This window comes from Cryobacterium sp. PH29-G1, assembly GCF_030063365.1.
In the GTDB taxonomy this organism is placed as follows: domain Bacteria; phylum Actinomycetota; class Actinomycetes; order Actinomycetales; family Microbacteriaceae; genus Cryobacterium.
This window is the reverse complement of record NZ_JASISY010000002.1, coordinates 257,586-280,505: the sequence shown is the minus strand read 5'-3', so window position 1 is coordinate 280,505 and position 22,920 is coordinate 257,586. Positions and strand designations below refer to the sequence as shown.

The 22,920-nt window shown below is 63.1% G+C and carries 26 protein-coding genes and 3 pseudogenes; 16 read left to right on the top strand and 13 right to left on the bottom strand.

Translation table 11 applies throughout. The annotated features are described in order from the left end of the window. Window positions 1–6 precede the first annotated feature (6 nt). The 6 genes from QMK22_RS03740 to QMK22_RS03715 all read left to right on the top strand — a co-directional run bounded on the left by QMK22_RS03740 (window position 7) and on the right by QMK22_RS03715 (window position 4,872). Window positions 7–366: a DUF6507 family protein gene (locus QMK22_RS03740; RefSeq protein WP_283496286.1), complete on the top strand. Its 360-nt coding sequence runs from the start codon at window positions 7–9 to the stop codon at window positions 364–366. Further along, entirely contained in the window at window positions 366–2,597 is a 2,232-nt protein-coding gene (locus QMK22_RS03735) for a DNA/RNA non-specific endonuclease (protein WP_283496285.1), read from the top strand. Before QMK22_RS03740 ends, QMK22_RS03735 begins: the two co-directional genes overlap by 1 nt. Next, window positions 2,572–3,036, top strand: a complete 465-nt coding sequence (locus QMK22_RS03730) for an antitoxin YezG family protein (RefSeq protein WP_283496284.1) — start codon at window positions 2,572–2,574, stop codon at window positions 3,034–3,036. Before QMK22_RS03735 ends, QMK22_RS03730 begins: the two co-directional genes overlap by 26 nt. Window positions 3,037–3,671: 635 nt before the next feature. Further along, window positions 3,672–3,908 carry a helix-turn-helix transcriptional regulator gene (locus QMK22_RS03725; RefSeq protein ID WP_283496283.1) on the top strand — a complete coding sequence of 79 codons (237 nt, stop codon included), beginning with the start codon at window positions 3,672–3,674 and terminating at the stop codon, window positions 3,906–3,908. Next, window positions 3,908–4,522, top strand: a complete 615-nt coding sequence (locus QMK22_RS03720) for a phage integrase central domain-containing protein (RefSeq protein WP_283496282.1) — start codon at window positions 3,908–3,910, stop codon at window positions 4,520–4,522. Before QMK22_RS03725 ends, QMK22_RS03720 begins: the two co-directional genes overlap by 1 nt. Further along, window positions 4,519–4,872: a hypothetical protein gene (locus tag QMK22_RS03715; RefSeq protein ID WP_283496281.1), complete on the top strand. Its 354-nt coding sequence runs from the start codon at window positions 4,519–4,521 to the stop codon at window positions 4,870–4,872. Before QMK22_RS03720 ends, QMK22_RS03715 begins: the two co-directional genes overlap by 4 nt. A gap of 635 nt (window positions 4,873–5,507) precedes the next feature. Here the strand turns inward: QMK22_RS03715 and QMK22_RS03710 are convergent. Further along, window positions 5,508–5,912, bottom strand: coding sequence for a VOC family protein (locus tag QMK22_RS03710; protein ID WP_283496280.1), 405 nt, complete (start codon window positions 5,910–5,912; stop codon window positions 5,508–5,510). 303 nt (window positions 5,913–6,215) lie between these two features. Then, window positions 6,216–6,506, bottom strand: a complete 291-nt coding sequence (locus QMK22_RS03705) for a DUF5652 family protein (protein WP_283496279.1) — start codon at window positions 6,504–6,506, stop codon at window positions 6,216–6,218. Between the two features lie 398 nt (window positions 6,507–6,904). Between QMK22_RS03705 and QMK22_RS03700 the strand changes: the two genes are divergently transcribed. Next, entirely contained in the window at window positions 6,905–8,296 is a 1,392-nt protein-coding gene (locus QMK22_RS03700; protein WP_283496278.1) for an IS1380 family transposase, read from the top strand. Between the two features lie 151 nt (window positions 8,297–8,447). Here the strand turns inward: QMK22_RS03700 and QMK22_RS03695 are convergent, their stop codons facing one another. The 3 genes and pseudogenes from QMK22_RS03695 to QMK22_RS03685 all read right to left on the bottom strand — a co-directional run. Then, complete coding sequence (locus QMK22_RS03695; RefSeq protein ID WP_502857047.1) at window positions 8,448–8,780, bottom strand: EamA family transporter; 333 nt, start codon at window positions 8,778–8,780, stop codon at window positions 8,448–8,450. A gap of 159 nt (window positions 8,781–8,939) precedes the next feature. Beyond that, window positions 8,940–9,428, bottom strand: a complete 489-nt coding sequence (locus QMK22_RS03690) for a cupin domain-containing protein (RefSeq protein WP_349360529.1) — start codon at window positions 9,426–9,428, stop codon at window positions 8,940–8,942. 177 nt (window positions 9,429–9,605) lie between these two features. Next, window positions 9,606–9,827, bottom strand: a pseudogene (locus tag QMK22_RS03685) (type II toxin-antitoxin system death-on-curing family toxin); the annotation flags it as partial. Window positions 9,828–10,160: 333 nt separating this feature from the next. On the opposite strand from QMK22_RS03685, the gene QMK22_RS03680 reads away from it, so the two are divergent. The 5 genes from QMK22_RS03680 to QMK22_RS03665 all read left to right on the top strand — a co-directional run bounded on the left by QMK22_RS03680 (window position 10,161) and on the right by QMK22_RS03665 (window position 13,155). Beyond that, the gene (locus QMK22_RS03680) at window positions 10,161–11,063 is read left to right on the top strand and encodes an SCO6745 family protein (protein WP_283496276.1); all 903 of its coding nucleotides are present in this window, start codon (window positions 10,161–10,163) and stop codon (window positions 11,061–11,063) included. Window positions 11,064–11,269: 206 nt separating this feature from the next. Beyond that, window positions 11,270–11,605: a PLD nuclease N-terminal domain-containing protein gene (locus tag QMK22_RS17520; RefSeq protein ID WP_502856970.1), complete on the top strand. Its 336-nt coding sequence runs from the start codon at window positions 11,270–11,272 to the stop codon at window positions 11,603–11,605. Window positions 11,606–11,634: 29 nt separating this feature from the next. Continuing rightward, window positions 11,635–12,069, top strand: coding sequence for a hypothetical protein (locus tag QMK22_RS03675; protein WP_283496275.1), 435 nt, complete (start codon window positions 11,635–11,637; stop codon window positions 12,067–12,069). A 253-nt stretch (window positions 12,070–12,322) separates the two neighbouring features. Beyond that, the gene (locus QMK22_RS03670) at window positions 12,323–12,583 is read left to right on the top strand and encodes an SHOCT domain-containing protein (RefSeq protein WP_349360526.1); all 261 of its coding nucleotides are present in this window, start codon (window positions 12,323–12,325) and stop codon (window positions 12,581–12,583) included. Between the two features lie 203 nt (window positions 12,584–12,786). Continuing rightward, window positions 12,787–13,155, top strand: coding sequence for a sulfocyanin-like copper-binding protein (locus tag QMK22_RS03665; protein WP_283496274.1), 369 nt, complete (start codon window positions 12,787–12,789; stop codon window positions 13,153–13,155). 285 nt (window positions 13,156–13,440) lie between these two features. On the opposite strand, the gene QMK22_RS03660 is transcribed toward QMK22_RS03665, so the two are convergent. The 7 genes and pseudogenes from QMK22_RS03660 to QMK22_RS03635 all read right to left on the bottom strand — a co-directional run bounded on the left by QMK22_RS03660 (window position 13,441) and on the right by QMK22_RS03635 (window position 18,347). Then, window positions 13,441–13,701 (bottom strand): SHOCT domain-containing protein, encoded by a 261-nt coding sequence (locus tag QMK22_RS03660; RefSeq protein ID WP_283496273.1) that lies wholly within the window; start codon window positions 13,699–13,701, stop codon window positions 13,441–13,443. A 123-nt stretch (window positions 13,702–13,824) separates the two neighbouring features. Then, on the bottom strand, window positions 13,825–14,331 hold the full coding sequence (locus QMK22_RS03655) for a multicopper oxidase domain-containing protein (RefSeq protein WP_283496272.1): 507 nt from the start codon (window positions 14,329–14,331) through the stop codon (window positions 13,825–13,827). Between the two features lie 118 nt (window positions 14,332–14,449). After that, window positions 14,450–14,530, bottom strand: a pseudogene (locus QMK22_RS17515) (twin-arginine translocation signal domain-containing protein); the annotation flags it as partial. Between the two features lie 481 nt (window positions 14,531–15,011). Beyond that, window positions 15,012–16,268 (bottom strand): M23 family metallopeptidase, encoded by a 1,257-nt coding sequence (locus QMK22_RS03650; RefSeq protein WP_283496271.1) that lies wholly within the window; start codon window positions 16,266–16,268, stop codon window positions 15,012–15,014. Beyond that, a complete protein-coding gene (locus tag QMK22_RS03645; protein ID WP_283496270.1) occupies window positions 16,261–17,016 on the bottom strand; it encodes a M23 family metallopeptidase in 756 nt (251 codons plus the stop codon). Before QMK22_RS03645 ends, QMK22_RS03650 begins: the two co-directional genes overlap by 8 nt. Before the next feature lie 232 nt (window positions 17,017–17,248). Next, window positions 17,249–17,854: a DUF305 domain-containing protein gene (locus tag QMK22_RS03640; RefSeq protein WP_283496269.1), complete on the bottom strand. Its 606-nt coding sequence runs from the start codon at window positions 17,852–17,854 to the stop codon at window positions 17,249–17,251. Window positions 17,855–17,948: 94 nt separating this feature from the next. Next, complete coding sequence (locus QMK22_RS03635; protein WP_283496268.1) at window positions 17,949–18,347, bottom strand: hypothetical protein; 399 nt, start codon at window positions 18,345–18,347, stop codon at window positions 17,949–17,951. Between the two features lie 265 nt (window positions 18,348–18,612). On the opposite strand from QMK22_RS03635, the gene QMK22_RS03630 reads away from it, so the two are divergent. From QMK22_RS03630 to QMK22_RS03620, 3 genes and pseudogenes are all read left to right on the top strand, one after another. Then, entirely contained in the window at window positions 18,613–19,023 is a 411-nt protein-coding gene (locus QMK22_RS03630; protein WP_283496267.1) for a class I SAM-dependent methyltransferase, read from the top strand. Between the two features lie 165 nt (window positions 19,024–19,188). Continuing rightward, on the top strand, window positions 19,189–19,752 hold the full coding sequence (locus QMK22_RS03625) for a dihydrofolate reductase family protein (protein WP_283496266.1): 564 nt from the start codon (window positions 19,189–19,191) through the stop codon (window positions 19,750–19,752). Window positions 19,753–20,095: 343 nt separating this feature from the next. After that, window positions 20,096–20,829 (top strand): annotated as a pseudogene (locus QMK22_RS03620) (flavodoxin family protein). 81 nt (window positions 20,830–20,910) lie between these two features. On the opposite strand, the gene QMK22_RS03615 reads toward QMK22_RS03620, so the two are convergent. Beyond that, window positions 20,911–21,300 carry a heavy metal-responsive transcriptional regulator gene (locus QMK22_RS03615; protein WP_283496265.1) on the bottom strand — a complete coding sequence of 130 codons (390 nt, stop codon included), beginning with the start codon at window positions 21,298–21,300 and terminating at the stop codon, window positions 20,911–20,913. A gap of 133 nt (window positions 21,301–21,433) precedes the next feature. On the opposite strand from QMK22_RS03615, the gene merA reads away from it, so the two are divergent. Continuing rightward, window positions 21,434–22,876, top strand: a complete 1,443-nt coding sequence (merA, locus tag QMK22_RS03610) for a mercury(II) reductase (protein WP_283496264.1) — start codon at window positions 21,434–21,436, stop codon at window positions 22,874–22,876. The last annotated feature ends 44 nt before the right edge of the window (window positions 22,877–22,920 follow it).

The following is a 22,920-nucleotide window of genomic DNA, read 5'->3' as shown; positions in this document are numbered from 1 at the left end:
TTCAGCATGAGTGGCTGGAGCATCGACCCGTCCGGCGTGCAGTCTGTTCTCGCCTCGGTGGAAACCGCCGCGACCGAGCTCCGCACGGCCCTCGACTCCGCGTCGACGTCGTTCGCAGAACTCGCGACAGGTGCCGGCCCGAACATGGCCGATGTCCCGGCCGCGATTCAGGCGTTGATGGAGAGCGAGCAGGGTCGTCTCACGGCGATCGGCAACCGCATCACGGCGGGGTCTCTCGGAGCGAGCACGGCTACGATCGGCTACATCCAAGGGGATGAGGAGATGGCGGTCACCGCGCAGACGGCGGCCAGCCATGCCGCGTCATCCGGTGATCTGTCGTTCTTCAACGCGGGCGGAACACCCTGATGGCGGCCACGACCTGCCCGGTGGACGGCGATCTGATCAACCCGGACATGATCCCGGGCGACGACATGGACCCCGCCGCGATCGTCGGTTCCGCGACCGGTTTCTCGGCAGCTGGCACCGCGGTGACCGAGAAGGGTGCGGCGGTTGTCACGGAGTGGGCTGCGCTGTCTGGGGTGTATGTGGCGCCGGAGGCCACCGACTTGCTCGACGTGATGAACCCTGTTTCGGTGGATTCCGCCGCCCTCGGCCAGACCTTTACCGCCGTGTCGAAGATTGTCGCGGACTTCGCCGACGACGTGGCGCCCCTGAAGACCCGCCTCGCTGCGATTCGCGAGGAGGCACGGGCCTTCGTCGCCGACGTGTCGGGCGGCGTGACGGTCTATGCGGGGGATTCGGACTACCCGTCGTGGCTGTGGAGCCTCGTTTCGCCAGGAGTGGAGGGGATGTTGCCGATGGTGATCACGTGGCGGGAGCACAAGCCGTCGGTGGAGGCCAACAAAGAACTGCTTCGCCGGGTGAATGCGGAGGTCGCGGCGCTCAACACGGCCAGTGCCGACTGCGTCAACGCGATCAATGCGCTCCGCGACGATACTCGAGTCGCGCCGGTCGTGCCGCACACTGCCGCCGAGATGAATGCCGACGGGGTGGTCTTGCCGTGGGGCGCGGCGACCGATGGTGACCGGTCGGGCCTTGAGTCGTTCGGTGATGGCGCGTGGGATGCTGCTGTGGGCATGTGGCAGGGCGCTGCGGCGCTCGTGGGCTTCAACGCGGTGACCGGTGAAGGCGATGGGGAGTTGGCGGGTCAGGCCTGGTTCGGTGTGGGGATGTTGGTCGGTGGGATTGCCTCCTACGCCCAGTACGGAGTGACTCCACCCGCCGGGCAGGGCACCGATCTGGCTGCGCGCGTGCAGGCTGACTTTTACGAAAAATCAACCGCTCAGGTGGACGCCGCGGTCCTGGCGTTGGTGGCGTCGGACAAGTGGGCGGAGAACCCCGCGGAGGCGGCAGGTGCCACGCTCGTGAACGTGGGTTCCCTGTTCCTCGGCGGCGGGGCTGGCGCCGGGGTGAAGGCCGCCTCGATCGGCGGGCGCGCGGCGACCATCGTGGGTCACGTGGCTGACTTCGCTGTGCCGGCGGGGTCCTGGGGTGTGCGCGGGGCAACCGCGGGCCTGCTGCACGCGGGGCACGGGCTCTCGGTCGTAACGGATGCCGCCAGGCTGAGCCTCGTCTCGGGTGTGAACGCTTCCCGTGGCGCTCTCGCGCAGGCCCTGCACACCCTCGCTGATTCCATCCCGACGGTGCGCATTCAACCTGGATACTCAGCCGTCACCCCGGACGGTGCCGGGTTCGGTGCGGTGCCCCGTCTCGCGGTTGGTGAGCCCGGAAGTGGCGGGGGTGTTTTGCACAGCGTCGCTTCCCGCGTTGATGTTGGGCGCGCCCCGGACACAATTCAGATTGACGCGCCAGCTCGGCCTGTTGTCGTTGATTCTGAACTCGGCCCGGACACCATTCAGTTTGAACCGCCAGCTCGGCCGGCGGGCGTCGAGCCGGTTTCAGGTCCAGCCCAGTGGCAGCCCGAGGTCCAGCACCCGACGATTACACACCGGACCATCGTCGCCGGTTCCGATGTTCCGGGGGTTAGGACGCCCTTTGCCGAGCGCACTGGCCTATCTCCGAATACGGCATATGACGTCGAGGGTAGAGGGACGTTCTATACAGACGATCTCGGAAGAGTAGTAGTCGTGGAGACCGACTATGGTCCGCGCGCCGCGCTTAACCCAGACCTCCAAAAACCGCTTGCGAACGCCACATATATCGTTGGCGGCGAACACGTCTTCCGAACGGATGACTTGGCCAGAGTCAGCTCCGTCGACGTCGCGCACCTGGGGCTCGGAGATGCCCCAAGGTCTCGGCACGTTCAATCGACTGTGGGGTCCATTGGTGGCATCGGCTTCGACGGTGGGCATCTCGTCGGAAATGCAACAGCTGGTGGCGCTGAGCGTATCAACCTCGTGGCCATGCTTCGCGAGGTCAACCGCGGCTCGGGTCCGAGTTACTTCAACCTCGAGAACCGGTGGCGATCAATCCTCGCGGGGGATCCTCCACCCAATATTGCTGTCTCAATCCGGCCGCTGTACCCTGAGGGCAGTCCTGTACCTAGCGAGATTCGCGTTTCATATCAAGTCGATGGAGGTGAGGTCTACCGTGCCAGATTCGCCAATAGGAGCTGAGCTCTCGGAGTACCCGGGCGTGCTCGGACAGCGGATTATTCTGGAAAAACTGGGCAAAATTCTCTATTCGAGTATCCCAATCGGCTTTGACAGCGTCCTGTTTAGAGTCAGTGCGACTGTCCCGGTCGGACAGGTGACGGCGAGAGTCGCTCGTGTTGACGGGACTTATGTGAGCGTCCTGGTTGATGAAGCCGCGGACCGCTATACCGATGAGCTACGGGCGAACATGTGGCGCGAAGATCTCGGGACCTGGTTCAGCGCTGAGTTCACGGTCACGGCTGCAGGCAGTCTGCACTCGACATTCAACTATGATGATGAACCCAGTTGGGATTTCCCCATTGACCCGTCATGCTACGTCCAAGACCTTGAGCGTTTCCCGCGCAGTGCTCAGCACATCCCGGAGTGGCTGCGACGCCAGGTGGAACTCGCCGGAGGCTGACTGTGGAGGCATCGGACGGTCTCGAGCTCCCTGAAGAGAAGTTGTAGTCGAGGAACAAGGACTTTGATGCAGGCACGTCCCTCCACCGCTTATTCGGTCGAGAGCAGCCTAGGCTGGCCGAGGTTTCGGCATTCACCGCTTGCTCGGCGATTCCACGCAGTCGGGGGCAGGGAATGGCCCCTTTTAGACCAATCGTCCTGACTCTCCTTGCCAAGGGAACGGCCTTAAGTCAGCATGATCTGGGAGTCACAGCATGGCAGGCATTTGATGCGCGGCTAGGTATTGGACGTTTATTCCGTCGAGACAGGACGAGGCAGGTCGAGGCCTTTCGATAGAATAAAGGCTGACAAAGCAAGGAACTCCCGGTTAGATCGAGATCAGTCGAGCCGTCGACGTTGGACAGACAGTCCAGAAAAGAATTCGGCGCAAGCCGTCGGTCGTGGGTTCAAGTCCCACCCGCCCTACTGTAAATTCGATTTGATCAGGGGTTCTTCTTTTCACAAGAAGGGCTTCATTTGATGCACCCATTGTGTATCCATTGTCTATTCGAAAATCTCCGCCTCCTCCGGTCGCTTGTAGAGAAGGTGCACGACCCGGTTCGAGCGCTCTGGAGTGACCTCGAGCACCTACGGGTTATGAACAGTGAACGACTCTTCGGGCTCGGTCTCGAGCCAGTTTTAACGACCAGCGAGCTCGCCGAGTATCTCGGCGTGCAAGTGCAGGCCATCTACGACCTGCGCACCGACGGCCGCGGGCCTTCCGGGATACGCGTCGGCCGGGAGATCCGCTACCGCGTTTCCGACGTTCGGCTGTGGCTGGACGGTCTTCACGAGCCCGAAAGAGCTCTGCCCGGCGGAGGGGGCAAGCACTGATGGCCGGACGACCGCGACTGCCCATCAGCACCTTCGGCTCGATCACCGTCGTCAAGCTTGGTCCCGGGCGGTATCGGGCGACGACCGTCTTCCGCGACTGGGACGGGCAGTCGCGGCAAGTCGGCGCGACACGTGAGAGCCGCAACGCAGCGCAGTCGGCGCTCAAAGTCGATCTGGCGGCCCGCTTGCGCACCGGTGGTACAGGTGACTCGCTCAACGCTAGCTCGCCCGTTCCGGTACTCGCCGAGGCGTGGATGGAGGACGTGATGCTCGACGTCGACCGTTCCCAAGGAACAAAAGACACATACCAACGTGAACTCCGCGTTCTGGTGATTCCGTTCTTCGAGAATTTCACCATTCGCGAAGTGACCGTCGGGCGCATCGAGCTCTTCCTGAGGCAGCAGCGCGAGAAGTCCTACACGCGGGCAAAACACTCCCGAACCCTCCTCGGCATGATCCTGGCCTTCGCCGTGAGGCGGGAGATCATCCGGCGCAATCCCATGAAGGAAACCTCGCGTATGAAGAAGCCTTTGCACACGCCGAAGGCGCTCGCGGCTGAGCAGATCGCTGCCATCCGTCTGGTGGGTCTCGAGTGGCGCATGGGCCGGACATGATCCGGCCGCGGTCTGACGGGCAGGTGCGGGACATCTTCGAGGTGATGCGCGGCTCGGCCACGCGCATCGGTGAAGTACTCGCTCTTCGGCAGTGCGACGTCGACCTGGACGCTGATCCGCCGCGGGTGACTATCAGTGGCACGCTCGTGGTGCAAAACAAGGCCGGCCTGCACCGCCAGGACTACCCGAAGTCGCACGAGCCGGACCGCACGGTGGAGTCGGAGTCGGAGTCGGAGTCGGAGTCGGTCGGATCCCTCGGCGATGTGGCGCAGTACGAGACCAGCTTCCGGCTCTGTTACCTCCGTGGCCCCGCGGGCATCATCGTCGCGCTGGCCGAACAGATTGGCTGAGGCCAGCCCGTCGCACGGGAATGGTGTCTGAAAAGGCGACGCCGTGGTTCCAAGTAGTGATCCGGGCTGCAGTCGGACTGACTTGTCCAGAGGATGCGCAGGCCGATCAGTTGGCGCCCGATAGGGAACCCCCTCCGGAACGCGCCAATTTGAAGAACGTCTGGTGGTTCAGGACGCAATCATGAGGGTGACCGGGCCAGCTTTTTCAGGGCCTCCACACCGCTCGCTACCCCCGACTCGGACCCAGTTGAGCGTCACGTCCTCGTCGGCGAGGGCAATCCCGCTCGCTGAGAACGCGCGGAGTGTCACATTTTCCGGACACGACATGCTGAGGGTGATCTCCCCGCGCGACAACCAGCACTCGGAAGGCGAGGAGCCCCCATCGAGGTCATACTCAGCACTGCTCGACGGAATGAGGAACCCTTGGCGACGTCCGGCGATAGGGTCGCTTGACCATACCTCGAGCATATCTGCGCACGGCGCGCAATCTCGCTATCGGTCGGAGCCGGTGCGATGCCCGGTAGGTGCATTGGCGCACTCGCCTGCAACCCGGACGGCAAGCGGGACCGCGGCGCGAAATTGTTTGCGTAATCATCGAGCGTCCCAAGTTTGCTCGCTGGGCGAGCAGTTGTATCTCAGTCAGTCTCCGGCTCGTATCCGATGAGCCAATGGAGACCGAAACGATCGACAACCTGGCCATCCGAAGCGCCCCACGGCTTGGGGGCAAGGTCGTCAACGACCCTGCCGCCAACGGCGAGCTTGTCGAACCACTCATGAAGAACACCCGGTTCCGCAGCTCCCAGCAACGAGAGCCTGACGCCTTCAGACCGGACGCTGTTCTCACCCGCTGCGGCATCGGATCCCATCAAGGCAACTGCGCCCTTGAGCACCCCGTGAGCTATGGCATGTGGCGGGCCGTCGGTGCGACCGAAATCCTCGTAGGTGTGCAGGGAAAGCTCTCCACCGAAAACAGCCGCATAGAAGCAGAGCGCTTCGCGCGCTGTACCGGGGAAGGTGACATAGATCTGCGGCGCAATCATGTGCAGATCATACAGAACAATTAACTACGGATCGTAAAAGCGCTGTATGGGTGCCCGTGTGAAACGAGGAGCGAGGGCACCCCTGACTCTGTGATTGAGCCCAAATGCGTGTCGCTCCAAGTTCGGCCAGAGAGAGTTCGTGTTCACAAATTCAGGCTCCGGTGCTCGAACCGGGTGGCCGAAGTCGAGGCTGCCCGCGGCGTATCGCCGTTGTTGAAGGAAGTTCCCGCAGCCCGTAGCTTCGGGTGTCGCAAAGGATGGCGACGGAGAGTGGCGAAGTCCTGGCGCGTCTGGGGTGTGCTTTCAGGTTTCTTGCGTATGCCCGAGTTGTTGAGGTTCACCCGTCGCGGCAAGGATTGAGTCTTCGCCGCGTCCCGCATGGCGGCGAACACCGCTCACGCCGAAGAGGTAGATGGCGTCTAGGATTCCGAAAGTATTCGAGATGAGCAGCGTGACAAACCATGGCTTACTGTCAACCCTTGCAGCGCGCCAGAGCGAGGCGCCCTTCCACGCCAGGGTCCAAGCCACGAGCGCGATCAGGGGTCCCCGCGCGCTCACTGGTAGAGCTGATTTGCCACCCGGATGCGAGTTCATGTCAGTCCACTCCTTTTCTGTTCAGTCAGACTGGTCGATCTCCAGTGTGCCACGACGTCTCTGGTCCGCAGCAGTAACTCCTCCGGCTAGGCACTGCGATCGTGTCTGTGGTGGGCGGATGTGCTGGAGACGCTCTATTCGTCTATATTCAACTTCCCGCGGTAGGCATCCGATTGCGCGCCGGGATGGCACTTACCGGGTGCTCGACCGGTCAGATGGAATTGTCGACGTCGACTACTCCGACCGAGGTTCGACGGGTTGGCCGGATACGGGCTAAGCCTGAATCCACCGGTCGACGTGATATTCTGGCGGCGCGTTAAACCGAGAATGCCCATCTGATCAGGTAAAATAGGACTTGTCGAGAGTTCACATTTGCCAAACAGAGGAGCACCTCGTAGATGCAAGTTTCCCACACCAACCGCGCCGTTTCTGCATCCTTCACCGACCCGAATCTCGTGTCGTCCGCGGGGCTGGTGCCGATCATGAAATTGGCCGCCCGAGCAGGACTGGCGACTCTGGCCGATCAGTGGCTGAGTGTCCCGACCGACAAGGGCGCCAACGCCGGCCTGAAAGTGACCTCACTGGTCGGCGGGATGGTCGCCGGCGCTGATTCCATCGACGACCTCGCTATTCTTCGCCACGGTGGCATGCGGAAGGTCTTCACCAACTGTTACGCGCCGTCGACGTTGGGGTCGTTCCTGCGCGAGTTCACTTTCGGTCACGTCCGGCAACTCGACGCCGTCGCCTCGCGCTTCGTGCGGTGCCTCACCGCCGAAACCCCACTCGTCGTGCACGACACCGACGGTTACCTCTTCCTCGACATTGACGACACCATCATCGAAGTCCACGGCTACCAGAAGGAAGGCTCCGGCTACGGGTACTCCGGGGTGCGCGGTCTCAACGCGATCCTCGCGACGCTGAAAACCGACGTGTCGGCGCCGATCATCATCGGTCAACGGCTCCGCCGCGGGGCCTGCGGGTCACCGCGCGGCGCCGCCCGGTTGATCCGTGACGCCCTCGCCACCACCAAGCGGCTCCGCGGAGCCGAAAAAGCTCGCGTGCTCTTCCGCGCCGACTCCGCGTTCTACGGTCACGCGTCAATCAGTGCGGCCCGCACAGCAGGCGCCGACGTTTCAGTGACCGCTCGCATGGACCCCGCCATCAAACGAGCGATCGGAACGATCCCCGACAGCGCCTGGACCGCGATTGAATACACCAACGCGATCTACGACGAGGCCACCAAAACGTGGATCAGTAACGCCGAAGTCACCGAGGTCCCGTTCACCGCGTTCACGTCCCGCAAGAAAGCCGAGCACATCACCGGGCGCCTGGTCGTGCGGCGGATTCCGGAACTGAACAAGAAAAACGTCGACCAGCCGACCCTGTTCGACACCCACCGGTTCCATGCCTTCTTCACCACCAGCACCCTCGACACCGTCGCCGCCGACAAAACCCACCGCGCCCACGCCACGATAGAGCTGGTGAATTCCGACCTCAAGAGCAGCGCCTTGGCGCACCTGCCCTCAGGCGTTTTCACCGCCAACGCCGCCTGGCTGGTCCTGGCCGTCATGGCGTTCAACCTCACCCGCGTCGCCGCGACGATCGCCGGAAACGGTCTCGCTCGAGCGACCACCGCAACGATCCGCCGGAAACTCGTCAGCGTCCCCGCGCGCATTTCATCCTCCGCACGGCGCATCACCTTGCACCTGCCTGAATACTGGCCCTGGGAGAAACCCTGGACGGCCCTGTTCAACCAGAACTTCCGCTCGAGACAACCCGCCCCCACCTGACCAACCAGCCGACATCGGCCTCAACAGGAACACCAGTGGAACACCCCGGGCAGCGAGACCCGGACCTCATCCGCGCCTGAAACACCGAAAGTCAATCAGCGCCAAAATCAGGAATCGCTCAGAGGCCGACCGGTGGATTCAGGCTAAGACGCTACTGCCTCCTGCTGAGCCAAACTGGGAACACGCTGCGCCGCTTGCTCGCAATGCCAGCCACGAGGAGAGGGCCGAGAAACTCGATTGCTACGGCGGTTCCGAGAGGAATGCGCTCAATGGCACCGAGGAAGCAGGTGGTCATGAACCCCGTGACCAGACCGAGCATGAGCAGGATCGGGAGATCTTTGCGGCGAATCGACCGGATACGGGGGCGGGCGATCGGCCAGAGGAACAGTGCGCCACAGCACATTCTTAGCCAGGCCGTTCCTGCGGGTCCCACCTGGTCGACCACGGTGACTGAGAGTGCGTTCGCGAGCTGGATGAGTAGCATCGCGGCCACGGACAATGACCACGGCGGGAACCCCACAGTCGTCCGTTGCCACGTCATGTAGTAATCACCGCTTCAGGGAAGTGTTGCGAGTGCGCCTCAAACGCCCGATAGGCTGTTCGCCCCACTTCAGCTGAGGGTAATTCGTGGGTAGCCGAGGACTCAGCCATCCGGGTTCTCCGTATGGCGTGACGTCCCGACTCCGGGTTCGAAGACGGTGAGCGAGAACCTGGCCAGCTCATTGTTCGGGTTGGTATAAGTGTGTGCGGTGTCACCCACGAAAGTCAGGGCATCGCCGGTATGGAGCTCGTGCGACTGTCCATCGACCTCGACCGATATCGCGCCCTCCTGAACGTGCAGCAGTTCTCGGGTGCCGGCGGCGTGGGCCTCGCTCTCGTGCCGCTCGCCCTGAGCCGGACTCCAGTCCCACAGCTCGACCACGTCAGGCGGTTCCGTGCCCGCCACCAGAATGCCCTGCCCGCCTTGCTCGCCGTGCCACAGCACTGCACCCGTGCCCCTGCGGGTCACCTTCGCTACTCGCGGGAAAGGAGGCTCGACCAGAGCGGGAAGGCCCACGCCGAGCGCGTCGGACAGCGGCAGCAGCGTGCCTATGCTCGGATTTACCAAACCGTGCTCGACACTCACCACCATGCGCCGACTCACACCCGCCGCCGCGGCAAGCTGGTCGAGAGTCCAGTCCAGTCCCGGCCCTTGCGCTCATGCCTCACCCGCGCGCCGATCGCACGTGCCAACGGCTCTGCACCAACATCCATTAGTGCAGCATGCTGCACTTTCAGGGAAATGCGCATCCGGGGATCCTGGACCCGGTCAGCGATCCTCGCTGCCCGAGTCAATGCGTGCCGCATTCTCGGAGACGTCGTCAAGGCGCCCGGAAGCAACGTCCATGATGAATTCATAGGCCTCATCATTGGACCGGGTCAGCCGTCTTCCATTCATACCGAGGAAGGCGATCAGCGCAGCGAGACTCAGCCGCTTATTGCCGTCAATCAAGCCGTGGCTGTGGGTCAAGGAGTGCGTCAGCGCCGCGGCCTTCTCGTGGAGACTTCCATAGGCATCCCTTCCTACTCAGCAGATCCTGTCGGCCGTGGTTCTGGACGTATTCACGCAGCGCCTGCTTGGCGATGTCCCGCATAGACCGCCCCTCGGACACGGCACGGCGACGCAGAGCGTCCGCCTCGTCATCGGTCAGGCGAAGGGGCATCGGCATGGACGCACGGGATCCCTAATGACACCGGTGTCAACAGTGTCCCGCTAAACATTCTCGACGTCCGGGTGCGCAACCTGCCATCGGTGGGCCGAGGCCTTGAGGTCGGTGTTTCCCCGCGCAATAGAATCGGGAAGACGCTGCGACGAAGGAGACGAATGAACGAGCTGGAGCATCGCGTTCGGGCACTGTGGACGTTGTTCGAGCCGATCCACGCGGTGACGTATTTCTCGCCGGCGGCGAGGGAGGCGTTCGCCGATATCGGACTCACCCGTTACTGGGACGGATACTTCGCCGGTCGCGCCGCCCCGCTCGGGGCCGTGACCGCCGCGCCGGTCGTTGCTATCTTCAGTGGGTTCGCTCCGTTCTTGGTCGAACGGGTGCTGCCGGCCGTGTGGTCGACGGTGACGGTGGACCGAGTCCTTGACGCGCGGTCCCGGGGTGCAGCGGAGACGTTGCGAAACCTCGTGCCCGACGAGCTATCTGTCACCGAAGCGGCTGACGTACTGGCCCAGGCTGCGGCTCGTGCCGACACCGTGGGCCGACCGCTCGCGGCGGCGAACAGCGCGCTGCCCGTGGATTCGGATCCGTATCGCCGCCTCTGGCAAGCCGCGGCCACTCTCCGCGAGCATCGCGGAGACGGTCATGTGATCGCACTGGTCGAGGGAGGGATCGCGGGTATCAGCACCATCGTATTGCGCAGCGCGATGGACCTCGACGCGACGAGCGTGCGAAAAGCGCGTGGCTGGACGGAGGAACAGTGGGCATCCGAGGTTCAAGAGTTGTCCACCCGCGGGCTACTGACCGGCCAAGGCCAAATCACCGAGAAGGGCACAGCAGCACTCGATCGCGCCGAGCAGGTGACCAACCGATTGGCCGTCCGTCCGTGGCGCGGAGTGACCGACGACGAGATCACGGATGTCGCCCGAACGCTTGCGCCCATCGCACGAGCGTGCCATACGGTCTTGCCATTTCCGAACCCGATCGGCATGCCCCAGCCGTGGGACCCGGATCTCGATCCGAACGCGTCCTCCATCCCGACGTCGCCGCGCGCGAACTGAAAAGGGTCACCGACGGGGACGGATCTTGATTCGTGTGGGGGCGGGGAAAGGATGAGCATTCGCAGACTGGTTATCGCCGCGGGGAGACGGTTCTCCGAACGTGGGTCAGCCTTCCGGATAGGCAGCTAGGCGGTCGTATTGATGCACAGGGCGAGGGCCTGTCGATTGCTCTAAACTGCGCGGGGGATGGGACACGCCCCAACTCAATGCAGGTCCGGGTCTGGACGCTCGTGACGATTTTCGTACCGGTGGTCGGGCCGTTGGCATGGCTCGCGATTGGCCGTCGATCCGCTCGTGCAGCAAAGCAACGACTTTTACCCGTTCCTCCGGGGAGGAATTTCGCCTCCGTGACGCCTTGGTCGCGCTGCGCGGCATCGTCGATCCGTATCAATAATCTGTGGCGCGCGCAGGTCATACTGTGCCGCGGTAAGGCAGCGGTTTGCTACCGGGCACTGCCCAAGGGCGCCCCTGTGTGCACGCGCGTTGAAAGAGGTCCGCTGGCGCTGACACTTCATCGGCAGAGAGGAGCAGAATGTGCGTAGTTCAGTTTCAACGTCGAGCAGGAGGACGAATGAGCGACGTAGAAGTGCGAGAATTTTTTCTGCGGGCTATCACGGACAACGATGCGGCAGCCATGCGCGAGGGCCTCGAGCGTTTGTTCGGTCTCACCGGGGAGGGGCTTTCACCTGGCGCTGAGTATCGGCTTCGTGACGACAGCTACGTGATGGAGATGCCGCAGTCGGGGGAGCGCATCCGTGGACGTGAGGCTATGCGTGCAATGCAGGTGGCTTTTCCTGAACCCCCCTCGATCACCCTGCGCCGAGTCGTGGGGTCGGGGCAAATCTGGGTCGTCGAGGGCATAAATGACTATGCCGGGGACGTGTGGCACGTGGTGGCGATCCTCGAGTTCGGTACGGACGGGTCGATCATTCGCGATACACGCTATTACACGCAAAAGTCGGAGGCTCCGGGCTGGCGGGCCGCATGGGTGGAGTCCCTCGACTAGAGGCTCTTCCCACCGTGGTCGTGAACGCGGTCCATAGGTGATTTGATTTTCCGGTTTGTTTGTGGCCGGTAATTCACTGTGCCTCCGGCAGCGAGGAGGATGACCTCGGGACTTTCGGCCCTGTGAACCGGGAAGTCCGTGATTCAGACTGGTTTCAGCGAATCGTGTCCAATTCACGGGAGCTGGGCGGTTTCTCGAGTGCCGCGGGTATCGGTATTCGCACAGCACCCAGGAGAGTCAGGAAGGAGCGTTCATGATAAACGGATGGTACGGCGCAGGATGGGGTGTCGGTTCCTGGATCGCCATGGTGCTGATGATGTTGGTTTTTTGGGGCGCAGTGGTCACGGCTGGGCTGCTCTTGTTTCGCCGTCGACACTTGGACGACGGGCCAGCTGGGTCGCGTCGCCCGTCCCGCAGTAGTGCTGAGGACATTCTGGATGAACGATTCGCTCGTGGAGAAATCGATGCGGATGAATACACTGCTCGTCGGGACGTGCTGAGGCGCGCGGAATGACCCGCGTCTTTTCACGGGCACAGGTTGCGCTGGGGATCGGGGCGACCCTTGTACTGACCGGCTTATCAGTCGTCGTAGTGGGAGCCCTGGGCGGTGGAATCGGTCCAGGTGGGGCGGGATTTCGCTCCGGTTCCTCGTGCACGGCACCAGAGCTTTCGGGAGAGGTCATTAATGTCGCCCTCACGAACAGTGGTGGGCCGATAATGAACGGATCTGGTGGGATGCCGCACGGTGGGGCGATGCGCTTGATCGCGGAGCACGCCACTGCGAAGCACGGCACGGTCTCCTTTTTCGTGACCAACGGTGGCAGCGTGAACCACGAAATGGTTATCCTTGCCCTTCAGGACTCCCAGATTGTCGGCACACGCGCACTGGGTGGTGACGCCCAGGTCGACGAGACGAGCAACCTCGGCGAAGCGTCAAACACGTGCGGAGTGGGCTCAGGCGCGGGAATTCTGCCGGGTGCGTCGGGCTGGGTGACCGTCTCGTTGGCGCCCGGTCGATATGAATTGGTCTGTAATCTTCCGGGTCATTACGCTGCCGGTATGTACACGCAGATCACGATCACCTAGCCAGGATGACTGCGAGCCAACACCCCCCGCCGGCCCGCGGCTGCTGACCCCGTCAGCAGGCTTGCCGGAATGCGCTACGACGGGGACAATGTGGCCGTGCGCTCGCAGTTGCGCTGCTCGGAATCGGCGGCCTGCATATCGTGGCGCGGTACACCGCCGTCGCCGGGGCGCGAGCTCGACGCGGTGTACGGCCCCCGGGCCCGAGCAACGGTGCTCACTGCAGCCGGCGACTGGCTCACTGACGGCACGGGAGGATGGTGCGTTGGCGACGGCGGATGTCGACCATCATCGGCCGTCGCCGAGCACCCGTATCTGTTCGCGGTACTGTTCCGCCGAGATCTCCCCGCGAGCAAACCGCTCGTCGAGAATTTTCCGCGCACTGGTCACTTCAGCCGGCATTCTCGCGGATGCTGACGAGGCGCTGTTATCGCTGCCGCCATTCTTGGAAAGAAGACGAATAACGACATAGACGACGATCGCGACGCCGACCAATGCCAGAAGGCCGAAGCCCCAAGACCACCCCATAGTTCCGTTGTCCCACATCATGATGCGATTCCCTTCGTTGTTCCTCGATGCTCCAATATACCCTTAGGGGTATGCTTCGCGGCTGAATGCCAGCCACACGCAGTATTTGGATCGGATAGGTGACCGAGATTGTCAAGCGGTACCTCAACGCACATAGGAGAACAAACCCATCATGCCTTGCTCAGCGTGGTACGCATTGTGACAGTGGGTTATCCATTGTCCGGGGTTATCGGCGTCGAATTCGAACGTGACCGTCTCTTTGGGGCGCACGATGACGGTGTCTTTGCGTGCACCGTTCCCATTCAGCTGAAAACTGTGTCCGTGCAGGTGCATGGGGTGCCACATGGCTGTGTCATTGACGATCTTGACCTGAACGCGTTCGTCCAAACGGATGTTGAAGGCGCCCGCAAAGGGCTTTTTCATGTTGAAGCGGCGCCTATTGATGCTCCAGTCGTACTTTGCCATGCTGCCGGTCAGGCGCATGGTGTGGAGGCGGTCGGGCTTCGTAGCGGTCAGGAGAACGGATTCGGCGGCTTTGAGACGTCCTCCGTCGGTGACGACGCCGTCGAGGGTGCTCGGAAGTGTCGCGGTGTCGCCAGCGGTGTTGATGATGCGCAGGCGAATACGGTTGCCCGGTTTGCTCTGGAGCACCTCGGCATCCTGAGCGGCCCGGCCATTGAAGAGGTGGGCGGGCGTCTTCGTATTGTGAAACGAGCTGGTCTGTTGGCAGGATGCGACTGACCGTTTCCGCTCCGGGCGAGGTCGATGGCGCGCAGGATGCCAGTGCTGCGGTTGCTGTTGTGGCGAGGGACGCGCCGAGAAATGTGCGGCGCGTAAGGGATGAATTCATCAAGTTTCCTTTGAATCAAAAAAATAGACTGTGCCTGGGTTCGTGCGTGGGCTAACTGGCGACTGAGACCACGGCTGTCCAGCACCGTGAAGGCTTCGGGGGTGCGACCGGTCGTCCCGGATCGGGGTGGCCCGATGCCAACAATTGGCCTGGCGCGGCCACGGTGAATGCCATCGTGTCCTGTGCCCGCCCCGCGATTTGCTCCGGCTGTGCCCTGTCGGACCGTGCCCCATCGCCCAGATAGGTGTCGGGCAGAGCCCCAGTCGGGATGAGCCAAACCCCCTGGTGGGTTGCGGCATACGTATTTCCCGTCAGGGGATCGGCGCCGAGGCCGTGCACGTGTTCAAAGGCACTCGCGACCGGGGCGGCGACTGGCGATCGTGCGCCAGAGTCCGGACTGTCGGTCGAACACCCCGTGAGGGCAATAATGCCTACGAGCGGCACGGACAGTGCAAGAATTCGGCGTCGTGACCGATCTAATCTAACCAAGAGTGACTCCTCGGGCGCTCATGAATGCTTGCGGATCAACGCGGGCACCGTTGACTCGCGTTTCAAAGTGCACGTGACAGCCGCTGGAGGCGCCCGTCGTACCCACGAGAGCGATGGTGGCTCCCGCGGATACCTGTTGCCCGGGGCTGACCAGAAGGGAACTGTTGTGTGCGTAGCCGGTTTGGGTGCCGTCACCGTGGTCGATCAGGACCCAATTGCCGTAGGATCCGAGCCAGCCGGCATAGACGACGGTGCCAGCGGATGCGGCGTACACATTCCGCCCGCAGCCGGCAGCGATGTCGGTGCCATAGTGAAACGCACCGACCCCGGCCACTGGTTTGTTGGGCCGAGCCCCGTATGCCGAGCTGATCCAGCCCGATACGGGCAAAACCCAGCCCTGTCCGCTGCTGCTGCTGCTCGCGGGAGGGCTCGCTGCGGCTGCGGCTGCGGCAGCGGCAGCGGCGGCGGCCTGGGCGGCGCGCGCTGTCGCGGCTGCAGCTTCGGCTGCCCGTCGAATGTCTTCCCCTGCGGCGTAGTCGGCTTCCGTCGCAGCCCGATCCTCGGTCAGGACCGCCAGCTGTGCCTGCAACGTTCCGGCAATTTGCTGCTGGTCGGCCAGTGCCGTCTCAACCCGGAGGCTGGCGGCCATCGCCTCGGCCAAAGCCGTCTCGGCCGTCTCGGCCAACGCGCCGAGGGTCTGTTGTGCAACCTGGGCCTGGTCGGTGAGTGATCTGGCGGAGTTTCGGTCGGCCGCTGCGGACTCATAGATCAGATTCATCCGCTCTGTCAGCTTGCTCACGGAACCAAGTTGATTCAGAAGATCGCTGGCACCGGGCCCATCCAGGAACAGGGATAACGACACGTCGCTACTCCCGGAGCGGGCCAGCATGGCTGCCAATCGACCGGCCTGCTCGCCGGAGTCGGCGGCAGCGACCGTGGCTTCATCGGCCTGGTCCTGCAGGTTGGTTGCGCGCAGGGTTGTGCCGTCGTATGCGTTTTGGGCGTTCTCATAGTCGGTCGCACGCCGAGCTGCGTCGGCACGAGCAGCATCCACTTCGCTCGTGAGGTCTGTGATCAGCGCGGTCAACTCCGTGACCTGCGCTTGTTTGCCCGCCTCGGATGATCGGGCGCTTTCCACATCAGACCAGGAGGGGTACTCGACCGCCTCCGCCGGCGCCGCGACAACGAGCAAGAGCAGAAGTGTCGCTGCCCCGAGGGCAACGTGTGTGCGCCCTGCGCGCTTAGCCAAGATTGACTCCTTGTGAGTTCATGAATGGTTCGGCGTTGACGTAGTCACCGTCGACGCGGGTTTCGAAGTGCACGTGGCAGCCGCTGGAGGCACCCGTTGTGCCGACGAGGGCGATGATCTCACCGGCGACGACGAGCTGTCCGGGGTCGACGAGAAGTTGGCTGTTGTGGGCGTAGCCGGTCTCGATGCCGTTGCCGTGGTCGATGAGAATCCAGTTGCCGTAGGAGCCTTGGTAGCCCGCGTCCATGACTTTTCCGCCGGTTGCAGCGAACACGGGCTGGCCGCAGGGTGCGGCGATGTCGGTGCCGTTGTGGAAGTCGCCGACACCGCCGACGGGCTTGTTCGGGCGGGAGCCGAAGGGGCTGGATATTCGTCCCAGAACGGGCAGTGCCCAGCCGCGATCGCTGAGCTGGCCCGGGCTGAGGCTGGCCCACGTGCCGTTGCTGGCGACGTCGGTGTAGGACGCGGGTTCGGGTGCTTCCGTGATCGCGTATCCGTCGCGTTGGAAGGGAACGGATGTTGTGCTCGCGGCCGTGACACTTTGCAGGTCGTCAGTCGTTGCTGTTGCTGTTGCTGGCGGCGCTTCCGGGGCGACCGCGAGCGCCGGCAAGGATGTGCTGATCGCGAAGAGGGCGGTCATAGCCATGGCGCTGACGGCGGCGGCGCGCTGCCGCAGCGAAACCGGCCGGGGAACGGATCGTGCCGGTGGCGCGGCAGGTTCAGCCGGTGCGGAACGGTTTGCGCGCAAGCGAGCCTCCAATGCACGCATATCGCGTCGAGACAGTGGGGGCAGCGCGCCCGAGACGTGCGGTGCCGTGGCGACGTGCCCCGTATTATCCACAGCGCACCGCCCTGAGCGCATACGTTGGTTGAGCAATGTAACGGCAATGCATAAATTGTCCTTGCAGGTGAGTCAGAAAACGAAAAAGGTTCGCCCGGGGCCGGCCTTCGGCAGAAGGACCCGCCCCGAACGTGTCGCTCTAGAGGGCGGCGAGCAGATCTGCCATGACGGCGATTTCGGCGGTTTGAGACGCGATGATGCTGGCGGCCATCGCCTGCGCATCCGCGTTCTCGCCGTCATCCAACTCGAGCTGTGCCATCGCGACCGCGCCTTCATGGTGCACCGTCATCTGTTCCAGGAACAATTTGGTAGCGTCGGTGCCCGCGGCATCCTGGAGTGCCATCATGTCGTCGTCCGACATCAACCCGTCGGAGCCGCTGCCCATTCCTGGCATGCCGGACATGCTGTTCTCGTCTTCGCCCCACGCCGACAACCAATTTTTCAACTGGGTAATCTCCGGTTCCTGGGCGGCCTTGATCTCGGTGGCGAGGTCGATGATGCTCTGATCGACACCGTCTTTCGCGAGGAGGTCATCGCTCATTTCGACGGCTTGCTCGTGGTGGGGAATCATCATCTGGGCAAAGGTCACATCGGCGGCATTGAACACGGCTGTGGAGTCCGCGGAGGATTCGGCCGCGGGGGCAGTCGTCGCCTCGGTGGCGGGACTACCGCCTGCGCACGAGCTGAGAGTGAGAGTCGCCGCCAGGGCAAGCGCAGCATAGAAAAAGGTACGTGGTTTGAGCATCGTTCATCCATTCATCGTCAAAAGTAGAAACCGAGGGGCCGAGGGCACGGCAAAGTTCCGAAGCCAGATACTGGCCACGGAACGGCATCACGGTCTAAACGCGACTAATGGAGAGAAGGGTGAGGCTGGGGCGATGAATCGGTAACGCACTGGTGCGCCATAAGCCCAGCGTGACGCCACCGGCATCGAGGAGGCGCCGATATATGGCCGGCAGTCGGGTCAGGAAAACCATCGCGACGAGAATGAGCAGCAGAAGGCACGTCATGGCGAGCAGCGCGCAATCGAGCATTCCGTTAAAACCGCCAGCCGACATCGCCGTGACGACAGGGTCGGTCATGACAGCTGCCATTCCCACAATGTCTACCGACTGGTCAGAGGCCGTTGCCGATGCCGGAACGGGCGTCGGCATGGCATGCCCGGTGACCTCGGAATGCATGGCGAAAACCGCAAAAAGCAGCGCTGCGAGAGCAAGCAGGGAAATAAATGGAGACACCGAGACAGATGAAATCATCCGTCGTACCGCGCGATCCGGCCCCATGTCACCTCCCTCTCTGCATGCAGCCCAGTAACGGACCGCTCACGTCATTCTCTGTAGGCTAGCCTACGGCCCATAGGTGACCGTGAACGCCCGGCCTGTTAACGTCTTCGCGGAGGTTCGAGGTCATAGGCCAGGAGTAAACCGGTAAGTTCGCACCTGCTCGGTCACCTATCTGGACAGCGACAGGCGGGCCGAGCGGTTCTTTGCTGACACTGCCGGTGTGGCCGAAATCGTCACCCACCATAACGGCCCGGCCAATCCTGACCTCAGGTTCATCCACGCTGACTACACGAGCAGCCTCGACCTGCCCGATCAGAACTTCGACCTGCTCGTCTCCCTTTTTGCCGGATTCGTCTCCGAGCATTGCACCCGGCACCTCAAAGTCGGCGGTTCCCTGCTGGTGAACCCGAGCCATGGCGACGCCGCCACTGCCTCCGCCGACGTCCGCTACCAGCTGACGGGCGTCGTCATTTCCCGGTCCGGAAACTACCGCGTCAAGACCACCGGGCTGGACTCGTACCTTATCGCCAAGAAACCGCAGGCCATCACGACCGATATCCTCCACCACTCCGGTCGTGGCGTCGGATACACGAAATCGCCCTTTGCCTACCTCTTCACCAGAATGACCTAACGCCCAGCCGTCGGTTCTGACCGATCAGCGTGAGCACGAGCTTCGCCATTCAGGCGACCGGACGCCAGTCCGCTGCACCGGCCGGAGGTCCGGGATGACGTGGGAACAGCGTTGCGTTCCGCGGCGTGCGGCGTATTCTCGAACGCGTTACCGAGGAGGTTTCTGATGCGCAAAGTGACCTATTCCATGAGTATGTCCCTGGACGGCTACATTGTCGGGCCGGATGGCAGCTTTAACTGGGGGACGCCCGACGCGGAGGTCTTTCGCTTCTGGATCGACGACATTCGACAGGTAGCTGTGCACCTGTTGGGGCGACGGCTGTACGAGACGATGCTGTATTGGGAGACGGCCGACCGGGAGCAAACGCTCGACGAGGCCGACCTCGAGTGGACAGCGCTGTGGAACCCGCTCCCGAAGGTAGTGTTCTCCCGCACGCTGTCCGCCGTGCAGGGCAATGCCCGCCTGGCCTCCGGTGGGCTCGCGGAGGAGATCGAGCGGTTGCGCGCTGAGCCGGGGGAGGGCGATATCGCTATTGGCGGCGCGACGATCGCGGCCGAGGCATCCGCTCTGGGGTTGATCGACGAGTTTCAGGTGATGGTATTCCCGGTGCTGGTCGGCGGTGGTACTCCGTTCTTTCCCAGAGGTGACCGCCGGGTCGATCTCGAACTCGTCGACACCCGCACCTTCGACTCGGGAGTGGTCTACCTTCGGCACCGCGTAGTGCGATAACCGCAGTTCTTCAAATTCAGCTCATCCGGATGCACCTGATGCTGCACAACGAAGCTGCGAACCTTCACCCGCAGGAATACCGGTGCCTGTCAAAACTTGTGGTCGCGAGCGCTAATGTGTCTTGGATTACTGACCCGCAAGTGGATGGCCCGTAGGTTTACGCTGACCGAGCGTGCGGCTGCACACCCGGGAATCTACGGAGGAGAGCCCCCATGCCTTTCGATAAACCCACCACAGCTTTAGCGCGAGCCCATACTCAGAACGATTTCCGAAGCCCCGAGGGCGCCGCCCGGGCCGGGTTCGGTCAGACCGACCCGGCGGGGCGCAGGCTTGAATTGACCACATCCGTGGGTGCCCTGTGAACGGCGGGCCCGCCTCTTATGGCGACCTGCGAGCAGTGTTCATCAATTGCACGCTGAAAAAGAGTCCAGCTCTCAGCCACACCCAGGGGCTGATGGACAAGAGCATCGCGCTCATGCGGTCTGAGGGAGTGACGGTTGACAACATCCGCTTCATCGACCACGACATCGCCACCGGTGTGTACCCGGACATGCGGGAGCACGGATGGAAGGACGACGCCTGGCCCGATGACGTGTGGCCACTCGTTCAGGCCGCTGACATCCTCGTCATCGGCGGCCCGATCTGGCTCGGCGACAACTCGTCGATCACTCGGCAACTCATCGAGCGCCTCTACGCCATGAGCGGTCTCTACAACGCGAAGGGTCAATATATCTATTACGGGAAGACGGCAGGGGCCCTGATCACCGGAAATGAGGACGGTGTCAAACACTCCGCCATGTCGATTCTCTATAGCCTCCAGCACATTGGCTATAGCATTCCACCGGCTGCTGACGCAGGGTGGATCGGCGAAGTCGGACCAGGAGTTATCTGGATCCCGGATCGGGCGGTCCCGAAAACGACTTCACCAACCGCAACACGACGTTCATGACCTGGAACCTTCTTCACACGGCCAGAATGCTCAAGGACGCCGGCGGCATCCCCGCCTACGGCAACCTCCGGCAGGCGTGGAACGAGGGGGAACGCTTCGGATTCGACGCCAACCCGGAATACCGCTGACGAACACCTGGCACCTCATCGATCGACACTCTAATGAATGGACGGCTTAGAACCGCCGGTACCTCCGCCGAGCGGCGAGTTCTACAGGTAACTGCAGATCTCATCGGGTTCGCAGCGAGCCGGGTCTGCCGCGGAGACGCTTTGATGGAGGCCGGCGACTGTTGCGCGCAGTGCTGTCATTTCTATGATCCGCGTGTCCAGCTCGGCGAGCCGCTCCGCGAGAAGCTCGCGCACATGGGTGCAGGGTGCGTCGCCGGAGTCGCGCACCTTCAGGATGTCCTGAATGTGGGCCAGCGTCAGACCGGCGCCCCGGGCACGGCGAATGAAGTCCAGCCGGCTGAGAGAATCCTGCCCGTACTCCCGGTACCCATTGGCGGCGCGCTCTGCAGCCGGAAGCAATCCGCGGTCCTCGTAGAACCGCAGGGTCTTCGCCGTCATCCCGGCCGCCTCGGCCGTTTCACCTATCCGCATGCCGTGCTCCCACCGTGACCAAATCTGTAATCCGCCTTGACCTTCCAGCGTAGGGGAAGGTGGATGCTGGGCTGAGCGCTTGCAGGTACTGCCCGGTGACGACCCGATCAATATTTGTGTACCTGGAGGATTCATGTCTGACGTAATACCGGCCAACTATGACATGGCGATCATCGGCTCCGGTGGGGGTGCGTTCGCCGCCGCCATCCGGGCGACCGCGCTCGGCAAGCGGGTGCTGATGATCGAACGGGGCACCGTCGGAGGCACTTGCGTCAATACCGGGTGTATTCCGTCGAAGGCCTTGCTGGCGGCCTCCGAGGCACGCCACATTGCTCTGGATGCGAGCCGGTTCCCCGGCATCGACGCCTCGGCCGGGCCGGTCGATATGGAAGCGTTGATCGGCGGGAAGCGTGACCTGGTCGCCGCGATGCGAACGGGCAAATATGTGGACTTGATCACCGACTACGACTGGGATCTCCGCAACGGCGACGCGACATTTGCGGGGACGGCGGAAGATCCGCTGCTGAGCATCTCAGCGCCTGACGGCTCGGTCGAAACCGTGCGCGCCGATCACTACCTCGTGGCCACCGGTTCCGCGCCGTGGGCGCCACCGATCGCGGGACTGCCCGGGGTGGGGTACCTGACGTCCACCACGCTAATGGAACTGGACGAGGTGCCCGAGTCGCTGCTGGTCTTGGGCGGTGGCTATGTCGCCTTGGAACAAGCGCAACTTTTCGCACGGCTTGGCTCCCAGGTGACGGTCCTGGTGCGTTCCCGGCTGGCGTCGCAGGAAGAGCCCGAGGCAGCCCGGGCGCTGATGGGGGTCTTCGCCGACGAGGGGATTCGGGTCATCCGCCGGTCCACCGTTTCGTCTGTGCGCCGCGATGAGAGTACCGGCGACGTGATCGCCGAGGTCACTGGCTCAGGTGGGAAAGAAAACATCCAGGCCAGCCAGCTACTTGTGGCTACCGGACGTCGACCGGTCACGGCGGGCTTGAACCTGGACGCGGTGGGAGTCCGGGTCGGCGACCGAGGCCAGATCGAGGTGTCCGACCTGCTGACCAGCACGAACCCGCGGATCTGGGCCGCCGGGGACGTGACCGGGCACCGCGCGTTCGTCTATGTGGCGGCATCCCATGGCGCCCTGGTCGTGGAGAACGCGTTCAGCGACGCCGGGCGCAGCGTGGACTACCGCCACCTTCCCCGAGTCATGTTCACCAGCCCAGCCGTCGCCGCGGTGGGCATGACGGACCAGGAAGCAAACGCCGCCGGGATATCCTGCGAGTGCCGGGTGCTGCCCTTGGAATACGTTCCCCGGGCGCTGGTCAACCGGGATACCCGCGGCTTCATCAAGGTCGTCGCGAATTCCCAGACCGGGCTGATCGTCGGCCTCACAGCCGTCGCGAAAGACGCCGGTGAAATCGCCGCGGCCGGCGTATATATTCTGGAGGCAGGGCTGACCGTGGACCAGGTCGCCGCCATGTGGAGTCCGTACCTGACCATGGCCGAAGGCATCAAGATTGCCTGCCAGTCCTACCGCACGGACGTCTCCAAGCTTTCCTGCTGCGCCATCTGACATTCGTGTCCGCAGGTACACCGTGCGACGCTCAAGGGACTGCA